General features: G+C 68.4%; 15 protein-coding genes and 1 pseudogene. 8 read left to right on the top strand and 8 right to left on the bottom strand.

What is annotated here, in order from left to right; all coding sequences use genetic code 11:
- The first annotated feature begins 52 nt into the window (after nucleotides 1-52).
- Nucleotides 53-835: a type I methionyl aminopeptidase gene (gene map, locus OVA06_RS04140; protein ID WP_268160629.1), complete on the top strand. Its 783-nt coding sequence runs from the start codon at nucleotides 53-55 to the stop codon at nucleotides 833-835.
- A 72-nt stretch (nucleotides 836-907) separates the two neighbouring features.
- On the opposite strand, the gene OVA06_RS04135 is transcribed toward map, so the two are convergent.
- Entirely contained in the window at nucleotides 908-2,521 is a 1,614-nt protein-coding gene (locus OVA06_RS04135; protein ID WP_268156530.1) for a CYTH and CHAD domain-containing protein, read from the bottom strand.
- A gap of 150 nt (nucleotides 2,522-2,671) precedes the next feature.
- Between OVA06_RS04135 and OVA06_RS04130 the strand changes: the two genes are divergently transcribed.
- The 3 genes from OVA06_RS04130 (at nucleotide 2,672) to OVA06_RS04120 (ending at nucleotide 5,821) form a co-directional block, all read left to right on the top strand.
- Entirely contained in the window at nucleotides 2,672-3,898 is a 1,227-nt protein-coding gene (locus tag OVA06_RS04130; protein ID WP_268156528.1) for an MFS transporter, read from the top strand.
- Nucleotides 3,899-3,904: 6 nt separating this feature from the next.
- Nucleotides 3,905-4,585, top strand: coding sequence for a FadR/GntR family transcriptional regulator (locus tag OVA06_RS04125; RefSeq protein WP_268156526.1), 681 nt, complete (start codon nucleotides 3,905-3,907; stop codon nucleotides 4,583-4,585).
- Between the two features lie 105 nt (nucleotides 4,586-4,690).
- Nucleotides 4,691-5,821 (top strand): AI-2E family transporter, encoded by a 1,131-nt coding sequence (locus OVA06_RS04120; protein WP_056075652.1) that lies wholly within the window; start codon nucleotides 4,691-4,693, stop codon nucleotides 5,819-5,821.
- 198 nt (nucleotides 5,822-6,019) lie between these two features.
- On the opposite strand, the gene OVA06_RS04115 is transcribed toward OVA06_RS04120, so the two are convergent.
- Entirely contained in the window at nucleotides 6,020-6,556 is a 537-nt protein-coding gene (locus OVA06_RS04115) for a hypothetical protein (RefSeq protein WP_056076406.1), read from the bottom strand.
- Nucleotides 6,557-6,712: 156 nt separating this feature from the next.
- On the opposite strand from OVA06_RS04115, the gene OVA06_RS04110 reads away from it, so the two are divergent.
- From OVA06_RS04110 to OVA06_RS04100, 3 genes are read left to right on the top strand one after another with little or no spacing between them, the layout of a single operon-like run.
- Nucleotides 6,713-7,003, top strand: coding sequence for a hypothetical protein (locus tag OVA06_RS04110; RefSeq protein WP_056075655.1), 291 nt, complete (start codon nucleotides 6,713-6,715; stop codon nucleotides 7,001-7,003).
- Between the two features lie 3 nt (nucleotides 7,004-7,006).
- Complete coding sequence (locus OVA06_RS04105; protein ID WP_261619276.1) at nucleotides 7,007-7,837, top strand: DUF1206 domain-containing protein; 831 nt, start codon at nucleotides 7,007-7,009, stop codon at nucleotides 7,835-7,837.
- Nucleotides 7,838-7,865: 28 nt separating this feature from the next.
- A complete protein-coding gene (locus OVA06_RS04100; RefSeq protein ID WP_268156523.1) occupies nucleotides 7,866-9,086 on the top strand; it encodes an SRPBCC family protein in 1,221 nt (406 codons plus the stop codon).
- A gap of 84 nt (nucleotides 9,087-9,170) precedes the next feature.
- Here the strand turns inward: OVA06_RS04100 and OVA06_RS04095 are convergent.
- From OVA06_RS04095 to OVA06_RS04070, 6 genes and pseudogenes are all read right to left on the bottom strand, one after another.
- Nucleotides 9,171-10,638: pseudogene (locus OVA06_RS04095) on the bottom strand (FAD-dependent oxidoreductase).
- Between the two features lie 33 nt (nucleotides 10,639-10,671).
- Nucleotides 10,672-11,934 (bottom strand): uroporphyrinogen-III C-methyltransferase, encoded by a 1,263-nt coding sequence (cobA, locus tag OVA06_RS04090; RefSeq protein WP_268156521.1) that lies wholly within the window; start codon nucleotides 11,932-11,934, stop codon nucleotides 10,672-10,674.
- Between the two features lie 74 nt (nucleotides 11,935-12,008).
- The gene (locus OVA06_RS04085) at nucleotides 12,009-12,494 is read right to left on the bottom strand and encodes an SRPBCC family protein (RefSeq protein WP_268156519.1); all 486 of its coding nucleotides are present in this window, start codon (nucleotides 12,492-12,494) and stop codon (nucleotides 12,009-12,011) included.
- 194 nt (nucleotides 12,495-12,688) lie between these two features.
- Complete coding sequence (locus tag OVA06_RS04080; protein WP_082497270.1) at nucleotides 12,689-13,642, bottom strand: ABC transporter permease; 954 nt, start codon at nucleotides 13,640-13,642, stop codon at nucleotides 12,689-12,691.
- Nucleotides 13,632-14,357 (bottom strand): ABC transporter ATP-binding protein, encoded by a 726-nt coding sequence (locus OVA06_RS04075; RefSeq protein ID WP_056075674.1) that lies wholly within the window; start codon nucleotides 14,355-14,357, stop codon nucleotides 13,632-13,634. The genes OVA06_RS04080 and OVA06_RS04075 overlap by 11 nt, the downstream gene beginning before the upstream one ends.
- A gap of 28 nt (nucleotides 14,358-14,385) precedes the next feature.
- Nucleotides 14,386-15,522, bottom strand: coding sequence for an ABC transporter substrate-binding protein (locus OVA06_RS04070; RefSeq protein WP_268160628.1), 1,137 nt, complete (start codon nucleotides 15,520-15,522; stop codon nucleotides 14,386-14,388).
- Between the two features lie 334 nt (nucleotides 15,523-15,856).
- On the opposite strand from OVA06_RS04070, the gene OVA06_RS04065 reads away from it, so the two are divergent.
- Nucleotides 15,857-16,255 (top strand): SRPBCC family protein, encoded by a 399-nt coding sequence (locus tag OVA06_RS04065; protein ID WP_268156516.1) that lies wholly within the window; start codon nucleotides 15,857-15,859, stop codon nucleotides 16,253-16,255.
- Nucleotides 16,256-16,329: the final 74 nt, after the last annotated feature.

The raw sequence follows: 16,329 nt of genomic DNA, 5'->3' as shown, positions 1-16,329 counted from the left end.
GAAACACAGCGAACACACCCTGGAACGAGCCAGCCACCGGAAAGGGCACCGCATGATCGAGATCCTCAACCCCGCCGAGATCGCCAAGGCCCGGGTGACGGGCGCCTTGGTGGCCGACATCCTGCAGGCCATGAAGAGCCGGGCCACCGTGGGCACGAACCTGCTGGAGATCGACCGCTGGACCGCGGAAATGATCACCGCGGCGGGCGCGGAATCCTGCTACGTGGACTATGCGCCGTCCTTTGGGCGCGGGCCGTTCGGGCACTACATCTGCACCGGCGTCAATGACGCCGTGCTGCACGGGCTCCCCCGGGACTACGCGGTGGTGGACGGCGACCTGCTGACACTTGACCTCGCCGTCGTCAAGGACGGCATTGCCGCCGACGCCGCCATCAGCTTCCTGGTGGGCGGTTCAGGGCCGGCCGGGAGCGTGGCCATGATCGACGCCACCGAGCGCGCCCTGGCCGCAGGCATCGCCGCCGCCGGGCCGAATGCCAAGATCGGGGACGTTTCCTACGCCATCGGCCGCGTCCTCACCGACGCCGGCTACCCCATCAACAGGCAGTTCGGCGGCCACGGCATCGGCTCCACCATGCACCAGGACCCGCACGTGCCCAACATGGGCCGGCCCGGCCGCGGCTTCAAGCTCCGCCCCGGCCTGATGCTTGCCCTGGAACCGTGGATCATGGCGGATACCGCCGAACTCGTCACCGACGCGGACGGCTGGACGCTCCGCAGCGCCACGGGCTGCCGGACGGCCCACACCGAACACACCATCGCCATCACCGAGGACGGGGCTGAAATCCTCACCCTGCCCACGGGAACGCGCCCCTAACCCCGGCGCCCTGTCGGATCGGGTCCCTAACGCAGGTTTTAGGGACCCTGAGAGATAGCGCAACAGGAGGGGCTAGAGGACGCCGCCCCGCAAAAGGTCCCGTGACTTCTTGCGCGCCTTGCGGTACCTCTTCTCCGCCGCCGAGATCAGCTCATGCTGTCTGTCCAGCAATGCCGTAAAGGAGTCCGTGGCCGCCGGCGGCGCTTCGGAGCCCAGCCCGGCCAGCAGGTCCCGGGCAATGACGGCGTCGTGGTAATCGCCGAGGACCTTCTGCTGCCGGTGGGCGGCCTTGGCCACCTTCCGGGCACGCTTGCCGCTGACGGCCGCCGCAGATTCCGCTACATGCCGCAGCCGCTTGGCATCCTTGCGTACCTGGTGGAGGGCGGTCTCACGCTCGGTTCCCCGGCGGGCGTGCAACGCCGCCTTATGGGAGCGCCGGATCCGCTTGGCCGCCTTGTCCACCGCTTTCGCCACCGCGCGCTGCCCCGGCTCCACGGCGGTGCCGCGAACCGGCGGGGTGTCCCGGAAATTTTCGAGGCTGTCCAGGAGTCGGAAGTAGCGCCCGGACACCAGCGCCTCCTGCAGGAGCCGGTACCCGGCGTCGAACTTTGCCCCCGCGCGGCGGTCAAGGAAGTCCCGGGCCGCCTCGGCCCCCTCACCCGGCGGCAGTTCAGCGACCTGGCCCAGCAAGCGGGAGCGAAGCACCTCGGCATCCCTGGGCGCACCCAGCACCCCGCCCAGCCATGAGAGCTCATCGCGGAGGCGCCGCACGGGAACGGCACGGTAGAGCTTGCGGTAGGCGGCGAGCGCAGACCGCATCCGGCGGGCGGCCGAGCGCATATCGTGAATCGCCTCCGGCTCCTCCAGGCGCACTCCGGCGTCGTGTTCAAGAAGCTGGTTGAGCTGGCCCGAAAGGAAGACGGTGACGACGGCGGCCGCCGGCGCTTTCTTCCCCGCCAGCAGGGCGGTGCCGCCACCCGCTTCGCCGCCTGCGGCCTTCGAGGTTCTGCCCGCCCCCAAGGCTTTGGCCAGCTTGGACGCATGGCCGGCCGGGCGGGCGCCGGCGGTGGCGAGGACCTGGCCCGCAGGTTCAAAGAGGCTGGCTGATCCATGGACCAGTTCCAGTTCCCATTCGCGCCAGTGCTTCCCGCCGGCGGCCGCGCCGCCGCCGAGGGGTTGGGCGTCCACCCTGTCGTCGGCCAGGTCGGCCAGGTGCACGCCGTCAGGTCCGTAGAGCGGGTAGGTTGTCCGCTCGGTCTTCAGCCGCACCACGGGCACGAGGGGGTTCCCGCGCACAAAGGCCTGCACGTAGGCCAGCAAGCTGTCGGGTACGACGTCGGGCTGGCCCAGTGGGGCGTGCAGCTCGCGCCGCCGCGGGGGTGCGGCCTCCGCCTGGGCCGCCCCTTCAGGAACGGCGCCTTGGGCAGCCGGCGTTTTCTCGGGTGATGCCGCTTCCGCTGGCAGCTTCAGGTGCCATCCGGCGTCCGTCCCTCCTGTCCGCCGCCTCAGAGTGATGCGGCGGGACTGCAGGGTCCGCTGGCCGGTGTCGAAGTAGACGGCCTCCAACTCGGCGGTATGGGCCTCCCCAACCCGCGCTACTCCGGGAAGCTCCTGGAGCTGCGGCACTACGGCATCATCGCCGACGTCGTACTTCTTCTCGACCTCCACGGCCTGCACAGCCTTCACAACCGCTCCTCCCACGCGTCCGGTACCGGCGATGGCCCGGACCGGCCGGGCCGCCGGGCTCCCGCTCGCATTCTATTGCCCCCACCTGCTGGACGGAGAGCTTCCCCACAAAACCCTAGACATCAAACGTCTAACCTTTAGTCTGGAAAGATGTCCGCCTCGCCACCCCCTGCCGCCGCACGCATTTCCCTTCCGCCCGTAGTGGCAGCGCCCAAGACGCGCACCGCCGTCGTGTTCAGCGTCATCGCGCTGGTGCTCATCGGGCTGAACCTGCGCGCAGGCATCACGGGGGCGTCCGCGCTGCTGCACGACCTGCAGCTGGTACTCGGCTACGGCCCCCTGGTGGCGGCGATCATCCCGTCCATCCCTACGTTGTGCTTTGCTCTGGCGGGCGCGGCAACGTCGTGGCTGACGGGCAAGGTAGGCGTGGAGAAGGCCATCCTGCTCTCCCTGGCCCTGCTGGCCGGGGGGCTCCTCCTCCGGGGCATTCCCGCAACAGGAATGCTCGTGGCCGGAACCGTGGTGGGCATGTCCGGGCTGGCTGTTTGCAACGTTGCCATGCCGTCCTTCATCCGCGAACACTTCGCGGCCCGCACTTCGCTGATGACGGCGGTGTACACCGTCACCATGACCACCGGCGGCACCCTGACGTCCGTGGCCGTGGTGCCGCTGGCGCAGGCCCTGGGCTCGCCGTCGGCGGCGGTTGGCTCGATCGGCATCATGGCTCTGGCCGCGCTGCTGGGTTTCCTGCCCGTTGCGCTGCACGCCCACCGGCACAGCGCGCGGCCCGCAGGTGCCGGCACCCTGCCGTGGCCGCTGCTGCGGACCCGCAAGGGCGCACTCCTCACCGCAATCTTCACGCTGCAGGCCCTGCTCGCCTACGCCCTCCTGAGCTGGTTCCCCTACATGCTCACCACGCTGGGGCTCAGCGCCTCCGAGAGCGGCCTGATGTTCGGCGTGATGCAGCTGGTGTCCGTGCCCGCCGGCGTGCTGCTGATTGCCCTTGGCTCCAGGCCCGGGATGCTGCGGCCCGCGTTCTACCTGGTCAGCACCACCATGGCCGCGGGCGTGGCGCTGCTGCTGTTCCTGCCCGTCAGCCTGTCCATCATTCCGGCCGTGCTCCTGGGATTCGGGCTGGGAATTTTCCCGCTGGTCATGGTGATGATCAGCCGCAGCGGCAGGGACACCGCCGAGACCACGGCGCTGTCCACCCTGGCCCAGTCCACCGGCTACCTGCTGGCCACAGCTGGCCCGTTCGGCATGGGCATGCTGCACAGTGCCACTGGCGGCTGGACGCTGCCGCTGGCGCTGCTGCTGGTGCTGGCCGTGGTGCAGATGGCGGTGGCGCATCTGCTGACGTCCGGGAAAGTAAAGTAACAAGCCATGAGCCTTAGCCCATCCGTCCGGCCCCCGCTTGCCGACGAGGTCACCGCCAAACTGCGCACCATGATCCACTCCGGCGAATGGCCGCTCCAACAGCGGATCCCCTCCGAGTCCGAGCTCATAGCCCGACTGGGCGTTTCGCGCGGGACGCTCCGCGAGGCGGTCAAGGCCCTGGCACACAGCGGCATGCTGGAGGTCCGGCGGGGCGATGGCACCTACGTGCGCGCCACCAGCGAAATTTCCGGCGCCGCCCGCCGGCTGTTCCAGGACCACACCGCCGAACACATCCTTGAGGTACGGCTGGGCCTGGACACCCAGGCGGCCAGGCTCGCCGCCAAGCATGCCACGGCCGACGACGTCACAGCACTCCGGGCGCTCCTCACCGCCCGGGACCAGGCCTGGCGCAGCGGTGACTGCGAAGCCTGGGCAACGGCAGACTGGGGCTTCCACGCTCGGGTGGCCCAGGCATCGGGAAATCCCCTGCTGCATGAGCTGTACGTCAGCTTTGGCCCGGCCCTGCACCAGGACCTCCTGGCCCAGCAGAAAAGACCGGGCTTCGACGGACTTCCCATGGAGGGGCACGGCATCCTGGTGGACGCGATCGAGCGCGGCGACGCCGATGCCGCGGTGGCCACCGTCAACCGGAACCTGAACTCCTGCGCCGAATGGCTCACGGCCTAGGCAGCCCGTTTCGCCGGAGCGCAGCCGGTCAGTAGGCTTACTAGCTGATCCAGCTCCCCCATCCGCCGCGCACCGGTGGAATCCGTTGACTTCTGAGGAGCCTCCATGGCCCTGTTCACCCGCCACCACCGCAGCACGTGCTCCGAACACGGAGCTGCCGCCATCCCCGAGGGCGGCAGCAAGACCCCGCAGCAGCTGTGGGGCGACGGCTACGGCCGCGTGGGCATCCGGGCTGCCCAGACCCTGCTCATCCTCGCGGTGTCGGTAGTGGCCGTTTTCGCGCTCCTGCAGGTCAAGCTGCTGGTGATTCCGGTGCTCATCGCGTTGATCCTGGCCGCTGCGATCAGTCCGTTCGTGAATGTCCTTAAACGGCTCGGGCTCAATGATGCACTTTCCACCGTGACCGCCTTTGTGTCGCTCCTGGCGGTGCTGGGCGGGGTTTTCACCGTGATCTATTTCTCGGTCCGCAGCCAATGGGATGACCTGGTCCAGCAGGCCAGCTCCGGGCTGGACCAGCTGCAGGACTTCCTCCAGAACGGACCGCTGCACGTAGATGCATCACAGATCGACTCAGCCCGGAACGCGATCGTGGACTTCGCTACCAGCAGCCAGGCCCGCTCCGGCGCCATTACCGGCCTGTCTGTAGTGACGGAATTCCTGACCGGAGCCGTGCTTCTGGTGGTCATCCTGTTCTTCTTCCTCAAGGACGGCCAGCGGATCTGGAACTTCCTGATCAGCCCCTTCAAGGGCGAACGCGCCAGCCGCCTGCGGCGCGTTGGCACCCGAAGCCAGGAAGTGCTGGGCGGTTACGTACGCGGGACAGCGATTGTGGCCTTGGTGGACACGGTGGGCATCGGAGCCGCGCTGTTGATCCTGCAGGTTCCATTGGCATTGCCCCTGGCCATGGTGGTCTTCATCGGCGCGTTCATCCCCATTGTCGGTGCCACCATGGCGGGCATCCTCGCAGCGCTGGTGGCCCTCGTGGCCAACGGCCCCGTGGTGGCGCTGATCGTTGTGGCAGTGGTGGTGGCCGTCAACCAGCTCGAGGGGAACCTTCTTCAGCCGGTGGTCATGGGCAAGTCCCTGCAGCTGCACGCACTGGTCATCCTGCTCGCCCTTACGGCCGGCACCCTGCTGGCCGGCATCGTGGGCGCGGTCCTGGCAGTGCCCATAACCGCCGTAACCTGGGCGATCATCAAGGTCTGGACGGTGGAGGACCCCAGCCACGCGGCCTAACACCCTGGGATTTCGAGCCTGTCCTTCAGTTTCGACGCACGTTTACCCTGGCGCACCAGTTATCTCCGGCGCGCCAGGGAACCAGCGTGTCACGAACGGATTCGCGCATCGAATCCAGAACGCACGACGGCGGTCCGGCACCATTCGGGATGAATGGTGCCGGACCGCCGTCGTACGCTGTGGGTATTCTGTGCCGTGCTACTGGCGGAGGCCTGCGAAGACGTTCTTGGGCCGCTGCATCTCGCCGTGCTTGGCGCCCAGGACCACCACTGCCCCCGCGAAGGCGGGGATGACCCACTGAAGGGCCTTAAGCTGCTGCTGCGCGGCCTTCAGTTCATCGGACGCGCCGGGCCGCGGTTCGGTGGCACCTTCGGACCCCTCACTGGCCAGCTTCTGGACCTTCTTGCCGAGGATGCCGGAATAGAGCGTGACAGCAGCGCCGGCCACAGTCACGGCCGTCTTGATGACGGTGTCCCGGGCAACGCCGTCCTGCTTGGCAATGCGGCCCTTGTTCTCGAAGGCTATGGCGAGGTCGGCGGCCAGGTGCGTGGCGAACGCTGCCGTCTGGACCGGAGCCCACCGCATCCAGCCCGCGCTCGAAAGCCGGGTGCGTTCGGATGGATCCTTGGCTTCCGCTGCCGCGCCGTTCAATCCAATGGCGCCCATCAATGAGCCGCCAAACCATGCTGCTGCCGTCAGATCGTGGACTGACCGGGCAATGAGGTTTCCTGCCATGTTGTACATTCCTAACGTTGAACCGGTTCCGGGCTGCCGCCGGAGCGGCGTTGGCTTTCCGTGACCCAACCGTGGCCACTGTCCGCCTATGGTAAGCACACTTACTAATGTTACGAAAGCCCGTCCCTGTCGGCGGGAACGCGTAATATCGTGGCCATGGGAAATACAGGGACTTTGTTCGGCTGGGCTTTCGGGGACCCGGCCCGCGAAAGTGATGGCAAGTACGTTGGCGGGCTCCAGGACGAGGCGCTCCGCAACGCCCGCGAGACCGCGCAGGCCAAGCACGTGGACGTGGTGGCAGGCTCCGAGGTCTTCACGGTCCTCAGCGGCAACGATTCCCTGGTGGAGCTGGACAACGCGCCGGGCCGCCTGGTGGTCCGCTGCACCGTCCACGTCGAAGGACCCGGCGCGGAGAAGCTGCGCGCCGAAGGGCCCATGAACGGCTGACCTGTGTCCGATGGCGAATCCACGCTCAGCCAGGCGGCAGATGCCGTCGAGGAAGCGTCGAACCACAAAGTCCTGGATGTCATGGCCCGCCTGGGCTTCGCGGTCATGGCCCTGCTGCATGTGATCGTGGGGGCCATCGCGGTTGCCATTGCCTTCGGCCAGCCCGGCCAGGCGGACGCCACCGGAGCCATCGAACAGCTGGCCGCCAACCCCTGGGGCCCTGCGGTCATGTGGGCCTGTGTTGCGGCCTGCACCGGGCTGTCGCTGTGGCAGGCCAGCGAGGCCACCCTCCGGATGCGCGGCGAGCCACGCAAGGAACGTGTGGCAAAGCTGGTTTCGTCCGGATTCCTGGCCATCGCCTACGGCAGCGTGGGGCTCAGCTTTGCCGGCTTTGCCGTGGGGCTCCGTGGGGACTCCGGGGACAGCACGAGGGACTTCAGCGCAGCACTGATGGGCCACCCGCTGGGACCGTGGGTGCTCGTGGCCTTGGGGCTGACCATCATCGGGATCGGCGTCTACTTCGTGGTCAAGGGAGTCACCCGCGGCTTCAAGAAAGAGGAACTTTTCCACTTCAACGGGACCAGGCGCGGCAGGATCGTTGACAGCCTGGGCGTGGTGGGGCATATCGCCAAAGGCATTGCCCTGGGCCTTACCGGCCTGCTGTTCATCATCGCCGCGGCGAAGCACAGCCCGGAGGAGTCCACCGGCCTGGACGGAAGCCTCCAGGCCCTGCGCGACCACCCCTTTGGCCCCTACCTGCTGGTGGCCATCGGTGCCGGCTTCATCGCCTACGGCATCTTCGCCCTGATCCGGGCCCGGTTCGGACACATGTAGCCCGCATGATTATGGGTAGGGAGTAAACATGACCCAGCACCCGGGCGGCGCACCCGCCGCCACACGCAGCGCCGGGCAGGCGTTCGCCGCCCTGTTCCGGCTCCTGAAGGTTGCCCGGCCGGAGCGGCCCATCCATCCGCACGGACTCGGCCTGTCCGGCGAGCTCACCCGCACCGGCAACCCGGCGGCGCCGAGCGGGATCGCCTGGCTCGATGAGGCGGGAGTGGATGCCGTGGAAGCCCGCTTCTCCCGCTCAGTGGGCCTTCCCCAGACACTGCCCGACATCCTGGGGCTCGCGTTGAGGGTGACCCCTTCCGCTGACGGCGACGCCCCTCCCGGCCCGGCGGACGTCCTGTTCGCCTCCACCGGATGGCGGGTGCCCGGGAGATTCCTGCTGCGGCCGCGGCTGGACGTTGCCGGCGCCACCATGACCACGCTGATGCCCTACCGCGGCCGGCAGGGACCGGTCCTCCTGGGCCTGCGCACCCGCAGCCTCCCACCCGGATCCCTCGCGTCGGGCGAGTGGGTCCTGGGACTGCACTGGGCCACCCCGTCCGGGCGGTGGCGGGAGTGCGGCGAGCTGCGGCTGCACGCCGGACCCCATCCAACGGACACTCCCCTGCGGTTCGATCCGCTGGGAAACCAGCCGCCCGGGGCGCAGGCCTACGCGTGGACCCGGCTCCTCCGGAAGCCCTCGTACCGCGCGGCCCAACGGGCCGCACCTCCCGCCGTCGGACGCCGCGCGGGCGGGCAGCCGGAACGGCCCAAGCAAAGCACCGCCAGCACCCCCGCAACCGGAAGGAACGCCATGTCCACCGTTTCGCAGCACTTCAGCTCCCCGGCCGGCGACGTCTGGCGGGTCATTGCCGACGGCTGGCTGTATTCCGGCTGGGTGGTTGGCGCGTCACGCATCCGGGATGTGGACGCCGAGTGGCCGAACGTGGGATCCCGGCTACACCACTCGGTGGGCGCCTGGCCGCTGGTGATCGATGACAGCTCCCGGGTGACGGCCGTGGAGCCCGGCCGTTCGCTGGAACTGGTGGCCCGTGGCTGGCCAATGGGCGAGGCCAAGGTGGAGATCACCCTTGAGGAGATGGGGGACGGCTGCCGCGTGACCATTGCCGAGGACGCCATCCGCGGTCCGGGGAAGCTGGTACCCAAGGTCCTTCGGAATGCTGCCATTTCCGCGCGCAACCGGGAGACGCTGCGCCGGCTGGAGTTGATGGCGGCCGGCGGGGCGGGCAAATAGCGCAGCAGGGTCAAAAGCGCCCGGCGGCCGGTTAACGGCAAAGGCCCGCGGAACCGGGAGGTTCCGCGGGCCTGCGGTCGGGCTTTAGACCTGTGCAGCGACGCCGTCGCGGGAGATGGCAACCATGTCCTCGCGCGGCACCACCTTGATGCGCTCGCGCTTGACCTCGACACCGTGCGATCCGCCGGCCTCGGTGGCTGCGGCACCGAGCGCAAGCTCATGGGCGTCCAGGGCCAGCCAGCCTTCCCAGCTGGTGAACTTCACGCCGCGGGCGTCCAGGAGTTCGACGACGGCGTCCTCGGCGGGTGCCGCGGCAACGGGCAGGTTTGCGCGGTCCTCGAGCAGGTAGGTCACGGTCTCAAGGGCGTCGCCCTTGGTGTGGCCGATCAGGCCCACGGGTCCGCGCTTGATCCAGCCGGTGGCGTAGATGCCCGGCACGTGGTTGCCGTCGGCGTCCAGGACGCGGCCGCCGTCGTTCGTCACGACGCCCTTCTTGTGGTCGAACTCCACGTCCGGGAGTGCGGAACCGAAGTAGCCGATGGCGCGGTACACGGCCTGGACCGGGTAGTCCACGAACTCGCCGGTGCCGCGGGCGTTGCCCGTGCCGTCCAGCTCAGTGCGCTCGAACTTGATGCCGGCCACCTTGCCTGGGGTATCGGCGTCGTCGTAAATTTCCACCGGGCTGTGCAGGAAGTGCAGGTGCAGGCGGCGGGAAGCCTTGAGCTCGGAGAGGTCCTCGGGCTGCTCGGCGATCCAGTTGGTGAGCGTGCCCACCATTGGTCTTGGTCTGGTTGTTCGTCTGGATCTGGCGATCCGATTCCTCGTCGAACTCGAAGTCCTCCGGGTAAAGGATGATGTCCACGTCCTTGGAGTGGGACAATTCGCGCAGTTCCAGCGGGGTGAACTTAACCTGGGCCGGGCCGCGGCGGCCGAAGACGTGAACGTCGGTGACCGGAGAGTTCTTCAGGCCGGCGTAGACGTTGTCCGGGATCTCGGAGACCAGGAGGTCATCGGCGTGCTTGGACAGGACACGGGCCACGTCCAGGGCCACGTTGCCGTTGCCGAGCACGGCAATTTCCTTGGCCTCCAGCGGCCATTCACGGGAGACGTCCGGGTGGCCGTCGTACCAGGACACGAAGTCCGCGCCGCCGTAGGAGCCGTCCAGCTCGATGCCCGGGATGTTCAGGTCCGCATCCTTGATGGCGCCCGTGGCGAAGATGACGGCGTCGTAATGGGTGCGGAGGTCCTCGATGGTGAGGTCCGTGCCGTAGTCCACGTTGCCGAAGAAGCGGATGTCGCCGCGGTCGAGGACCTTGTGCAGGGCGTTGACGATGCCCTTGATGCGGGGGTGGTCCGGGGCCACGCCGTAGCGGATCAGGCCGTAGGGTGCCGGGTAGCGGTCAAAAAGGTCGATGCTCACGGTCAGCTCGCCGCTCTTGACGGCCTCGCTCTTGGTGAGGATGTCTGCGGCGTAGACGCCGGCCGGGCCGGAACCCACGACGGCGACGCGCAGCGGACGCTCGGCAGAGCCTACGGTGGTGCTAGATGACACGGCTGTGTTCCTTTTCTTCGTTCCCTGGCGGGGCTAGGGGGTGACGACGGTCTTGCGGGGCTGGTTAGGGCTGGTGGTGCTGTAGTCAGCGGTTTTGAAGTGGGACGGCGCGAACGGGCTCACGCGCACCACGTCACCGATGACAATCACTGCGGGATTCGCGACGCCGGCGGCTTCGGCCTGCTCCGCAATGGAACCGAGCGTGCCGATGGTGACACGCTGGTCCGGCAAATAGCCGTTTTCAACGATACCAACAGGGGTCCCGGCAGGCAGTCCGGCTTCGCCCAGCGCGGATGCCGACTCACGGAGCTGGCCCACGCCCATGAGCAGGACGATCGTGTGGTCGGCGCGGGCTGGAAGCTCGGACAGTTCCTCGTGGCCGGTGACCACGCTGAAGCCCTTGGCGAGGCCGCGGTGCGTCACGGGGATGCCTGCGGCCGCGGGTACCGAGATGGCGGATGTGACGCCGGAAACCACTTCAACTTCGACGCCGTGCCGGCGGCAGTGTTCGGCTTCCTCGCCGCCGCGGCCCAGGACGTAGGGGTCGCCGCCCTTGAGCCGGACCACCCGGTGGCCCTTCAGGGCTTCCTCGACGAGGATGCGGTTAATTTCGGCCTGCGGTACCGGGTGGTGGCCGGGGGTCTTGCCCACTTCGATGACGCGGACGTCCGGGGCGAGTTCGTTGAGGAGTTCGCGCGGTCCCAGGCGGTCGGCCACCACGACATCGGCCTGACCCAGGAGCCGGCGGCCACGGACGGTGATGAGGCCGGTGTCGCCGGGGCCGCCGCCCACAAGGGCCACGGAGCCGCGGTGGGCGCGGCGGCGGCGGAGCGGAAGGTCCCCGGTTTCGAGGGCGGTGGCGACGGCGTCCCGGACGGCCATGGCGCGGCGCGGGTCTCCCCCGGCGTTGACGGCGATCTTGACGTCATCAACCACGGCGACGGCGGGAGTCCAGGCGGCGGATGCTTCGTGGTCGGAGGCGTTGACACACCACACGCGCTGTGCCTCGGCGTCGGCCGACACGAGGGCGTCCACGGCGGGATCGCCGGTGGCTGTCTGGACGAACCACGCGCCGTCGACGTCAGTGGATTCGTAGGGGCGGGCCGCCCAGGTGAGGAGGCCGGCGCCGGCCATGTCCTGCAGCGCGGGAGAGGCAACGGGTGCCACGACGGTGACCAGGGCCCCGGCGTCGAGCAACCCCTTGGCGCGGCGGGTGGCCACGGGCCCGCCGCCCACCACCAGCACGGGGCGGCCGAGCAGCCGCAGCGCCGTGGGGTAAATATCCTGAATTGCCATGGATCAACGGTAGGGCTGCGTCACAATGGCCTACAAAGGCTCAGCAACACCAGTTCACGTAAGGTAACGCTGCGTCACATAGGCGAGGTGCTGCCGTCGTGCCCGCCGTTGTCCTGCCCCGGGACTGCGAGGAACCGGCCGCGGTCCCGGATGAGCCGTTCCAGGTAGCCCTTGAGGACGAAGCGTTCGACGGCGCGGCCCGCGGCGCCAAACGGGGCACTGAACTCCACCCTGTCCATCATGACGCTGCCGGTGGCCGTGGCCTCGAAGTCGTGGACGTGCCGGAACGCCTTGAAGGGGCCCTTCACCTGTTCGTCCGTGAAGCTGTGGGGGAAGTCCAGGTGGGTGATCCGGCTGGTCATGGTGAGGGGGACGCCGAAGTGCCGTGCCCGCCAGGTGACCTCTTGGCCGTTGCCGATCAGTCCCCCGGTGACGCCAGCTGTGGCCCGCTCCCCTGAGCTCCGTTGGGAATCCACGTGCAGGTCGATGCTGCGGGCCCGGTCAAACAATTGCTCCACCGGAAGCGGGGACTCGGTGCGGCACTCGAAGCTGAGGGTCATGGCGCCAGTCTGCCATGGACATTGGGCCCTCGATGGTGGGGCACATTGCGGCGGTTCCGGGTCGGGCCCGCCCCGTTCACCGGCGTGTCCGGGTCGAAGTGCCCGGTTCCGTCAGCGCCGGACGCAGGAAACAGCGAGCCCGACGGCGGGAAGTCGCCGTCGGGCTCGTGCGGTGCGTTGGGTCAGGTGTTGGGTCAGCGGGTGCTGCCGGCCAGCAGGCCGCGGCGGCGCAGGAGGCGCTTCTCGATGGGCGCGAAGACCAGCAGTTCAATCAGGATGCCGACGCCGAGGATCAGCAGGATCGCGGACATCACCACTGTCATGTCGGACAGCGCACGGCCCTGGTCGAGCAGCGAGCCGAGGCCGAAGCCGATGGTGCCGCCCACGGCGATGATTTCCGCGGCCATCAGGGAGCGCCAGGAGAAGGCCCACCCCTGCTTGAGGCCACCCAGGTACCCCGGCAGCGCGGCGGGCAGGACCACCTGCAGGGCCATCTGCAGCCGGTTGGCGCCGAGGACGGTTCCCACGCGGCGGAACTGCGGCGGAATCTGGTCCACACCTGAGATCAGCCCGTTGATGATGGAGGGGATGGCGCCCATGAACACCACGAAGTAGACGGTGGCGTCAGTGAGTCCGAACCAGATGATCGCGGCTGGCACCCAGGCCACGGAGGGCAGGACCTGAAGGCCGGAAATCAGCGGCCCGAACGCGCGGCGCAGCGGCGCAACCTGGGCCAGCAGCAGCCCCACCGGAGTGGCGATGGCCACCGAGATCAGGAACCCCACCAGGCCGCGCTGCAGCGAGGTCCACATGGCTTCCTGCAGCTTGCCTTCTGTCCACAGGACTCCCATCTGCCCTGCCACATCCAGCGGGCCGGGAACCAGGTCGCGGCGCTTGACGCCCAGGGAGACGTAGAACTGCCAGACGAGCACCAGGACCACCAGCGCGGCCACCGGCAGGAGCACGCGGCTCCAGTCGATCCGGTGCTTCCGTTCGGCGTCGGACTGCAGCGAATCGAGCCCCGACTCGAGCTCCCGGAGGTCCTCCTTGCCGGTGGACGTCCGCGTCAAGGCGGCATGCACATACTCCGCCCGGCCCGGCGCGGCGTCCGGCTCTGTTTCCGCAAGGGGTGTGGTGTTACTTGGCATGGCGGCGAATCTCCTCACGCAGCCGGGCGGTGATGACCCCGGTGAGCTGGCCGGCGAGCCCGGCGTCGGTTCGGTGTTCCTCGGTGACGTCCCATTCCTGGACCACACGGCCGGGGCGGGAGGAGAGCAGCAGCACGCGCTGGCCCAGCCGGACGGCCTCGCGGACGTTGTGGGTGACGAAGACGATCGTGCGTCCGGTTTCCTTCCAGATGCGCTCCAGCTCGTCGTGCAGCAGGTCGCGGGTGATGGCGTCCAGCGCGGCGAACGGCTCGTCCATGAGCAGCAGCTGCCGGTCCTGGGCGAGGGATCGGGCCAGCGAGACGCGCTGGCGCATGCCGCCGGACAGCTCGTGCGGCCGCTTGTCCCCCGCCGTGCCCAGGTGGACCAGTTCCAGGAGTTCCTGTGCCTTGGTGCGCCGGTCGGCTTTGCCCACGCCGCGAAGCTTCAGTGCCAGCTCGATGTTTTCCCGGGCCGTCAGCCAGGGGAACAGGGCGGCGTCCTGGAACATGAAGGCGGCGCCGTCGCTGGGGACTTCGAGGGCGCCCGACGACGGCGCTTCCAGTCCGGCGATGATGTTCAGCAGGGTGGATTTGCCGCAGCCGGACGCACCGAGGAGGGCGACGAACTCGCCTTTTCCGATGTTGGCGTTGACGTCGTCCAGCACCGGGGCGCCGTCGCCGAAGCGCTTGCCCAGGTTTTCCAGTACGACTGGCATGGTGCCGTCCTTAGGTAGTGGGGGTGGTTCAGTCCTGGCCGAGGCCGGCTGCTGAAATCTTGCTGGTGCCGGTGGCGGCGGCAACCTCGTTGAGGGCCCGGAGGTCGAACAGCCCGTTGAGGTCGGCTTGCTTGGTGGTCCCTGCTTCGACACCGTCCTGCAGCAGCCGCGGGTAGCTTCCGGCCAGCGGATCCAGGGTGAAGGTGATGTTGGCGAGGGAGCGGGACAGGACGTCGTCGGCGAGCGTGGCTCCGGCAGACTCCTGCAGGCCCGCGTTGATGACACTGGCCTTCTCAGGCTCCGGAGCTTCGTTGAGCCAGGCCACGGACTTTGCGTGGCCTGCCAGCAACGCCTTGACGGTGTCCGGGTGGTCGGCAGCGTACTTCTGGTTCACGATCAGGACGGTGGTGGGGAACTCGCCCGGCTTGCCCGTGCCGGTCCCGTCCCACAGGTCCTTTTCATCCACCAGGACCTTGGCGCCGGCCTGGAGCACCAGGCGTGAGGCCCACGGCTCCGGCAACCACGCGCCGTCGAGCTTTCCGTCCTGGAACAGCTTGAGCGTCTGGGCGTTGTCCGTGGGGTTGATGGCGACGTCGCCGCTGCCGTCCACGTTGGTCTTGTACCCCTGCCCGGCGAGCCAGGCGCGGAGGGCCACATCCTGGGTGCCGCCCAGTTGCGGGGAGGCCAGGGTCTTTCCCCGGAGGTCCGCGGCGGAATTGATCCCGGGCTTAACCACCAGTTGGGCCCCGCCCGCGGCTGCGCCGGCGATGACTTTCACGGACTGGCCGGAGCTTTTGACGAAGGAGTTGATGGCCGGGTTGGGGCCGATGTAGGCAGCGTCGATGGCGCCCGCATTGAGCGCCTCGATGGCGGCGGGGCCGGCGTTGAACGATTCGGTGCTCAACTGGGTGCTGCCCACGGCGTCGGCAAGGAACCCCTTCTTGATGCCCACCAGCGCGGGAGCGTGCGTCACATTGCCGAAGTAGCCGAGCTTCAGTGCGGCCGCCGGCGTTGGTTCGGCCGCCTGGGCCTCGGTGTTGCGGGCAACGGAGGAAGCCACCACCGCGCCGACGGCGATCAGCAGGACCAGCCCGATGGCCAGGGCGGCCTCGATGGCACGCTTGCGCTTGGGAACCGCGCTTTCGCCTGCCACGATGCGGGTCATCCCGGGCTTGGAACTAGTCATTGTTTCACCATAGGGAGTGGCCCAAAGCCGTTCAATGAAGCCTCAACGGAGGGTCACGCGGGTTCATGCGGCGTCATATTCAGCCGCACAGTCACCGGGTTTTGACGCCTCAGCGGCCTTTAACGTTGACCTGCCGGCGCAGCTTGTGCCGCACCGCGACAAGGCCCCCACCGCGCCCTGCCTCCACGGTTCCGCCGCCCAGGCTCCGCGGCTAACGTGGCATCACGGCAACCGCCGCAACATCCCCACCCGGCGGCCGCAAGGAGACGCAACATGGTGAACGTGCAGACCCGGATCCACATCGACAGGCCCCGTGCCGAGGGTAGCGGACTTTGCTGCCAACCCGGACAACGCCCCGCAGTGGTACGTGAACATCCACAGCTCGCAGCGGCTCACCGGCGGGCCGTTGGGGGTTGGTTCGAAAGTGGCTTTCAACGCCGCGTTCATGGGCCGGGAGCTCAGCTACACCTACGAGCTCGTGGAGTATGTCCCGGGAGGGAAGCTGGTGATGCGCACCGCGCAGGGCCCGTTCCCCATGCAGACCACCTACACCTGGACGGACGACGACGGCGGAACGCTCATGACGCTCGGCAACACCGGGAGCCCCTCGGGTTTCCCGCGGCTGGCCGGGCTGGTTATGGCCCCGATGATCCGCCGCCAGACCCGGAAAGACCTGCAGAAGCTCAAGCGGATCCTTGAGGGGCGGCAGTAACCCTGCAGAGACGACAAAACCGCGGCTTGTTCGCAACACCTCGCCTTGAAGGCCGGGTTTTGCGAACAAGCCGC

It is taken from the genome of Pseudarthrobacter sp. SL88, from assembly GCF_026672455.1.
Classification (GTDB): Bacteria; Actinomycetota; Actinomycetes; order Actinomycetales; family Micrococcaceae; genus Arthrobacter.
Note: the sequence above shows the minus strand (reverse complement) of the source record. Positions and strands in the feature narration are given on the sequence as shown.

Coding starts and splice junctions, on each gene's coding strand:
- OVA06_RS04100 (WP_268156523.1), top strand. CDS start 7,866: ATGACCCAGCACCCGGGCGGCGCACCCGCCGCCACACGCAGCGCCGGG.
- OVA06_RS04120 (WP_056075652.1), top strand. CDS start 4,691: ATGGCCCTGTTCACCCGCCACCACCGCAGCACGTGCTCCGAACACGGA.
- map (WP_268160629.1), top strand. CDS start 53: ATGATCGAGATCCTCAACCCCGCCGAGATCGCCAAGGCCCGGGTGACG.
- OVA06_RS04085 (WP_268156519.1), bottom strand. CDS start 12,494: ATGACCCTCAGCTTCGAGTGCCGCACCGAGTCCCCGCTTCCGGTGGAG.
- OVA06_RS04115 (WP_056076406.1), bottom strand. CDS start 6,556: ATGGCAGGAAACCTCATTGCCCGGTCAGTCCACGATCTGACGGCAGCA.
- OVA06_RS04075 (WP_056075674.1), bottom strand. CDS start 14,357: ATGCCAGTCGTACTGGAAAACCTGGGCAAGCGCTTCGGCGACGGCGCC.
- OVA06_RS04080 (WP_082497270.1), bottom strand. CDS start 13,642: ATGCCAAGTAACACCACACCCCTTGCGGAAACAGAGCCGGACGCCGCG.
- OVA06_RS04070 (WP_268160628.1), bottom strand. CDS start 15,522: ATGACCCGCATCGTGGCAGGCGAAAGCGCGGTTCCCAAGCGCAAGCGT.
- OVA06_RS04130 (WP_268156528.1), top strand. CDS start 2,672: ATGTCCGCCTCGCCACCCCCTGCCGCCGCACGCATTTCCCTTCCGCCC.
- cobA (WP_268156521.1), bottom strand. CDS start 11,934: ATGGCAATTCAGGATATTTACCCCACGGCGCTGCGGCTGCTCGGCCGC.
- OVA06_RS04125 (WP_268156526.1), top strand. CDS start 3,905: ATGAGCCTTAGCCCATCCGTCCGGCCCCCGCTTGCCGACGAGGTCACC.
- OVA06_RS04110 (WP_056075655.1), top strand. CDS start 6,713: ATGGGAAATACAGGGACTTTGTTCGGCTGGGCTTTCGGGGACCCGGCC.